Annotated in this window: 2 protein-coding genes and 3 pseudogenes; 1 reads left to right on the top strand and 4 read right to left on the bottom strand. The window is 52.5% G+C overall.

Annotation, left to right across the window (positions count from 1 at the left end; genetic code table 11):
- From AB4Y34_RS41175 to AB4Y34_RS41185, 3 genes and pseudogenes are all read right to left on the bottom strand, one after another.
- Nucleotides 1–229 (bottom strand): annotated as a pseudogene (locus tag AB4Y34_RS41175) (IS5/IS1182 family transposase); the annotation flags it as partial.
- Between the two features lie 17 nt (nucleotides 230–246).
- Complete coding sequence (locus AB4Y34_RS41180) at nucleotides 247–1,407, bottom strand: prolyl oligopeptidase family serine peptidase (protein WP_368719227.1); 1,161 nt, start codon at nucleotides 1,405–1,407, stop codon at nucleotides 247–249.
- Nucleotides 1,379–2,068 (bottom strand): DPP IV N-terminal domain-containing protein, encoded by a 690-nt coding sequence (locus AB4Y34_RS41185; RefSeq protein ID WP_368719228.1) that lies wholly within the window; start codon nucleotides 2,066–2,068, stop codon nucleotides 1,379–1,381. Before AB4Y34_RS41185 ends, AB4Y34_RS41180 begins: the two co-directional genes overlap by 29 nt.
- 656 nt (nucleotides 2,069–2,724) lie before the next feature.
- Between AB4Y34_RS41185 and AB4Y34_RS41190 the strand changes: the two are divergent.
- Nucleotides 2,725–3,004: pseudogene (locus AB4Y34_RS41190) on the top strand (IS6 family transposase); the annotation flags it as partial.
- Nucleotides 3,005–3,109: 105 nt separating this feature from the next.
- Here AB4Y34_RS41190 and AB4Y34_RS41195 read toward each other — a convergent pair.
- A pseudogene (locus AB4Y34_RS41195) lies at nucleotides 3,110–3,334 on the bottom strand (branched-chain amino acid ABC transporter substrate-binding protein); the annotation flags it as partial.
- Between the last annotated feature and the right edge of the window lie 127 nt (nucleotides 3,335–3,461).

Below are 3,461 nucleotides of genomic sequence, written 5' to 3' on the forward strand. Positions count from 1 at the left end.
CGCGCGAGCGCAACGTGCGCAGCGCCTTCTTCATGCGCTTGAACTGCTTCGCATGGGCGTAGCGGCCAATCTGAAGTGCCACGTGCGGCGCCTCGCGGTTGTAGTTCTGCCGCAGCTTCAACCCGTGTCGCGCCGCGGCCTTCACCAGATGTTCGCGACACCGCTCGAGCAGGCGCGAATCGGTTGGATGGGCGATCGCCTTTTGCATGACCGTCGTGTCGACGATTACGAGTGGCATTCCAACCTCTATTTGGCATTCCAATTAGGCGGATCTTGCCCGAAAACATTGCGAACGAAGAAATCCAGGAGTTTACGCTCGGTGAAGATACCGGGGGCTCCATGATCAGCACCAGGCACATAGACCATTTCGAATTCCTTTCCCGCCTTAATGAGACTGTCGGCGAGCGCAAAGGTGGAGGCCGGATCGACATTGTGGTCCATTTCGCCCACAACAAGCATAAGTTTGCCGTGCAGATTGTCGGCATTGTCGATGGCGGAGGACTGTGAGTATTCAATGCCGACGGGCCAGCCCATCCACTGTTCGTTCCACCATATCTTGTCCATACGGTTGTCATAGCAACCACTGTTGGCTACCGCAACCTTATAGAAGTCCGAATGGAATAGCAGTGCATCAATGGCGTTCTGGCCGCCAGCTGATGTACCGAAGATTCCCAAATTCGAGATGTCGTACCAGGGATATAGAGAGGCAGCCGCCTTATGCCACAGAATGCGATCGGGAAGGCCTGCATCTTTCAGATTCTTCCACGCGACGTCATGGAAAAGGCGTGAACGGTTGTTAGTGCCCATTCCGTCGATTTGCACAACGATAAAACCCAACTGGGTAAGGGGCTCTGTTGTGGTTGAGAATGACTTTGGGACGTGAGAGCCTTGCGGGCCGGCATATATATCCTCCACCACAGGATACTTCAGATGTGGATCGAATCTATCTGGTAGATGAATGATTCCCCAAATATCGGTCTTACCATCGCGCCCTTTGGCAACAAAATTGATTGGCGCTCTCCATCCATTAGATTCGAGTTGGGAGATGTCGGTGCTCTCGATCGGCATCAGTTTAGCGTTGTCGCTAGACCGGAAAAGTGCCATGCGTGGGGGAAGGTCGATACGCGACCAGAGATCGACGTAGAATCTACCGTCAGGAGAAAATTCGATGTGGTGATTGGCCGGTTCTGGCGTAAGCGATGTCAGCCCCTTTCCGTCGAAGCCAATTCGGTAGGCATGAACGAAATAAGGGTCCTCGCCGAAATTCATTCCGCTTGCTTCAAACCAAATTTCCCTTCTGACTGGATCGATGTGGTCCACCGCGCGGACAATCCAGTCACCTTTGGTGATTTGGTTTTCTAAAACACCGGTACGGCCATTAAAGATGGTACAGATGTTCAAATCCATCGCGCTCGGATGCCCAGATAATTTCCTCTCCATCATTAACATCGTAACGAAAGTGTTTTCCGGCATTTCTTTGGTTATTTCTTAAATCTGTATAATCGACGAACGTGGAGCTGACCTCATCGATCAAAGAGCGCGTACGGCCGGTGGCTGCCTCCACCTCGATTACTCGGTAGAGCTGATGGCCGCGTTGGTTGTACTCAAATGTAAAGCCTCTCCCATCCTTCCACCAATTAATTTGGGAAAGGTCAAAAGGATTCGGGAACAAAGCATTGTCGATATTGATCATGCGCTTGTTGACTATGTCGAATAGTACCGGTTGCGGTCGCGGAAGAATATCTCCCGCTTTGGGATACGCTATTGGCTCATACCTGGCTTGATGGTTTGTTGCTGAGGAATTGACAAGCATGATTTGACGCGGTTGGCCGAGGGCGACACGGTAACCTGCGAGGTGATTGGAGTCAGGGGACCACTTTAGGGATGAGAAGACGTAATTGTTCGCTTCTGTCCCGTCCCAACTTAACGGCACATTTACTGACCCGTCCTTACTCATTAGAAAGACGTTGTAGTTTTTGATATATGCTTTCCACTTGCCGTCCGGTGAATCGCTTGTGATTCGACTATCGCTTTCAGCCGTTGGCGTGAAGTCGTTATGAAATGACAAGATTTCGCCCTGAGAGATCCTAGTGCAGATGTAGCTTGAAAGATCACAACTCCACTGAACGGAATCAATGGAGAACAGCAACTGGTTGCCGTCTTGTCCGATTTCGAAGCGGTCAAAGGGCAGCCAATTGCCTCGGAAATTCGAGGAGGCCGCCTTATTTAATGCTTCGGCAAGGCGGCTATGATCGAAAGCCGGTTGCTTCTTCCCAGTTTTGATATTGAATTTAATGAACTGGCGCTCACCATGTGTCGTCCGTCGGTAGGCAAGGGTCTCGGGCGAAAGCCAGAAAGGGGGGGTATCGACGAAATTGACAATTTTATTCGAGTATTGATAATCAACTGCGAGAGCCCGCCGAAAGTCTGAGGGGGGTAAGAGCTAAGGGGGGTGCATGGTTCCGTTCCCTTGGTTGTCAGCAGCCGATAGCAACGTGCAGTAGGAAACTAGAAGCAGAAAGATGGTGACAATTTTGTTGCATGGATGTTTGGCCTTGACTATGTATAGGTTACGTCGTCGGCTTACCTCGACGCAATTTTTATGCCACCAGTGAATGCAGTGGGTATGATCAGTGTCCGCTGAGCGCAAGCGAGGCGACCGGTGAGGTTCTGTCGCGATAACGGGAAGTAGAATGGCCGGTTTTGGAAACCGCAAGTCAGCGGATGAATAAGCCAGCGAAGACGCCGCGCACGAGCCTGCCAGGCGGCATTGCCAATGTCCTCAAGCGCCTGCACCATCCGGTGGACGTGATTCTGCTGTGCGTGCTGGTACGTGGCGTACTCGTTGAGCTTGCGGGATCTGGAAGAGATGATGGCCGAGCGCGGCATCGAGGTGGATCATTCCACGGTGCATCGCTGGGTGATCAAGCTGCTGCCGGTGCTCGAGAAGGCCTTTCGTCGGCGCCAGCGCCCGGTAGGCAACAGCTGGCGCATGGACGAGAGTGTGTCACGAACACAAGCGAAAGCTTGCGATGCTGTACTGAAGATGGGAGTAGGCCTCCCGAAGCCGGCTTGCAGGAGCAGGCTTCGAACCGCCTGGTGCTGCTGCGTTCGAAAGATCTCCGTGTTCGTCAAACTGAACGAGGCCGGAGACGCCCAAGTATTTTGTGTGCTGTATGGTGGCCAGGATTGCGGCTCGCTTAGTCGAGTTTGCACGCTTCATCGCATCTACCAGAATGTACACAGCGTCGGATGAGTATGGTGCGTAGATCTGACCATGTTGACCAAACCTGACTTGATATTTCTGCGTGAACACCGCACCGTCCGGCATCTTCTAGGGAAGGTCTGCACAACTCGTTTTCAGAGAGTTGGCCGTTTGCCACTTGCGTCGTATCAGCCATGAGAGTCTGCTGGCAGGTTGGTCGTCTGGCTTTTGAAGCGTGACGACCACTGTTTGCCGA

The organism is Paraburkholderia sp. BR10954 (assembly GCF_040965775.1).
In the GTDB taxonomy this organism is placed as follows: Bacteria; Pseudomonadota; Gammaproteobacteria; order Burkholderiales; family Burkholderiaceae; genus Paraburkholderia; species Paraburkholderia youngii.

Bases quoted from the DNA above. Each gene is read 5' to 3' on its own strand.
- AB4Y34_RS41180 (WP_368719227.1), bottom strand. From the start codon at position 1,407: ATGGATTTGAACATCTGTACCATCTTTAATGGCCGTACCGGTGTTTTA.